At 37.5% G+C, this 1,892-nt stretch carries 1 protein-coding gene; it reads right to left on the bottom strand.

From position 1 onward, the window contains the following. Positions 1-223: 223 nt before the first annotated feature. Positions 224-1,681, bottom strand: coding sequence for an IS1182 family transposase (locus VIL26_05980; protein HEY8390482.1), 1,458 nt, complete (start codon positions 1,679-1,681; stop codon positions 224-226). Between the last annotated feature and the right edge of the window lie 211 nt (positions 1,682-1,892).

The raw sequence follows: 1,892 nt of genomic DNA, 5'->3' as shown, positions 1-1,892 counted from the left end.
AGCTACACCGCCACGCATACGAGGGAGCTGATGGACGAAGCTATGGACATAATAGCTTCCGTTCTCAACAACCTGCCTGATTTTGAGGACGACGCAGGGGTCTTTTTCAGATAAAATTACTCAGATTTTCTAAAAAAGCGTAAAGTTTTTTTCTGAAAATATTAAAGGATACCTTTTGGGGGTATCCTTTCAGAGAGAAGAAAAAGGCGATTTAGATATAGATCTAAGCCGCCTTTTTCGATATAAGTATATTCTTTTGGAATAATTGTTTAAAGAAATGGGAAAAAGCAAAAAGAACAGAGTAAAAGCCTGATAACAAGCCCAATTTTTCTTTTCCTTTTATCAGTTTTTTAAGGTTCATACACGAAAAGGTCATAAGTACCTGTGCCTTGACTTTTGCAAGACCGTTTAATCTGGTATATCTCATTCCGTGTTTTTCCTTTGCGTCTGCAAACACCCTTTCTATCGTCTGTCCACGCGTTGCATATAATTCTTTGCCGTACGGCGTATGCCGTATATCCTCTGCATAATCAATGTAATCTTGCCAAATATGTCGAGTTATCACCTTTGTCTTGTTTAAGCTTTTTGTGCAGTCCATGAGATTTAAACAGTTCTCGCATATATAATTTTTACTCTTGTATTCACGATAGCCTTCTCTGTTTGTTGTGGAATAACTTAAAACTTCATTATTCGGGCATAAGTAGCAGTCATAATATTCATCATAAACAAAATTTCTTGAACTGAACTCGGGATTTTCTTTTCTTGCTCCCATAGGTCTTTTGTAAGGGAATATCGGCTTGGCAAGGTCATCGGTTATCTGCTTTGCTATCCACGGAGTTTTGTATCCTGCATCGGCTACTACAGCTTCGGGTATTCCGCATTTTACTTTTACCTTTGAATAAACCTTATCAAACATTATGCTGTCATGTATGTTTCCGGGGGTAACCTCAGAGTGTAAAACAAAATTGTTTTTATCGCATGCCGTATGGGCGGTATATGCAAAGCATTTTTTATGCTCTCCCTTGTGGAAAAGTCCGCTTTCGGGGTCGCTCGTGCTTTTGGTTTCTGTTTTCGTTTCAGGTGTGCCGTTTCCGTCATCATCGTCAAAAGGCTTTTTAGCGTGCTTTTGACGATCTGCATTTATTTCCTCAAGCAATTGTTTTTTGTAGTGTTTTGATTCCTTTTCAACCTGTATCTTTATGTTCTTTTTGGTATTGGCATTAGCCTTGATATGGGTTCCGTCTATGTATATGATATTAGTATCCACAAGCTTGCAGCTGATTGCCTCATCAAGTATCTTCGTGAATATTTTTTCAAAAATATCGCTGCCTGCAAATCTATGGTTGTAATTTTTGCCAAACGTGGTAAAATGCGGAATCGACTCTAACAGGTCATATCCCAAAAACCAGCGATAAGCGTTATTAACCTCACATTCACGTATTGTCCTGCGCATACTGTTAAGCCCATACATGTAATTGATTACACAAAGTTTTATCAGCACAACAGGGTCTATGCTCGGTCTTCCGTTATCCTGACAGTAATAGTCCTTTAATTCCTCGCGGACAAAGGAAAAATCTATCGCCGCTTCTACTTTCCGAAGCAAATGGTCTTGCGGTACTAAATCTTCTATAGATATTACCTTTAACTGCTTCCGCTTCTCTGTATCTTTTGTCGTTAGCATAATCAAATATCCCTTATTTATTGCTACTTATATTATACCATAAAACCCCTTTGAACTTAAGCGTTCAAAGGGGTTTTTCTACAGTCTGAAAGCCGCTTTTAAAGCGGCTTTTAAATTTAAGTTCTAATGTGCTATCATTTGCACCATATAATGCTTACTATATTTTGTAGCTGTAATATGTTTCAAAAATGCATTAAATACTAAATAATAA

Source organism: Clostridia bacterium (assembly GCA_036562685.1).
In the GTDB taxonomy this organism is placed as follows: Bacteria; Bacillota; Clostridia; order Christensenellales; family DUVY01; genus DUVY01.
Note: the sequence above shows the minus strand (reverse complement) of the source record. Positions and strands in the feature narration are given on the sequence as shown.

What these genes read in the sequence shown, in the direction of transcription:
- VIL26_05980 (HEY8390482.1), bottom strand. Translation starts at nt 1,681, where the DNA reads ATGCTAACGACAAAAGATACAGAGAAGCGGAAGCAGTTAAAGGTAATA.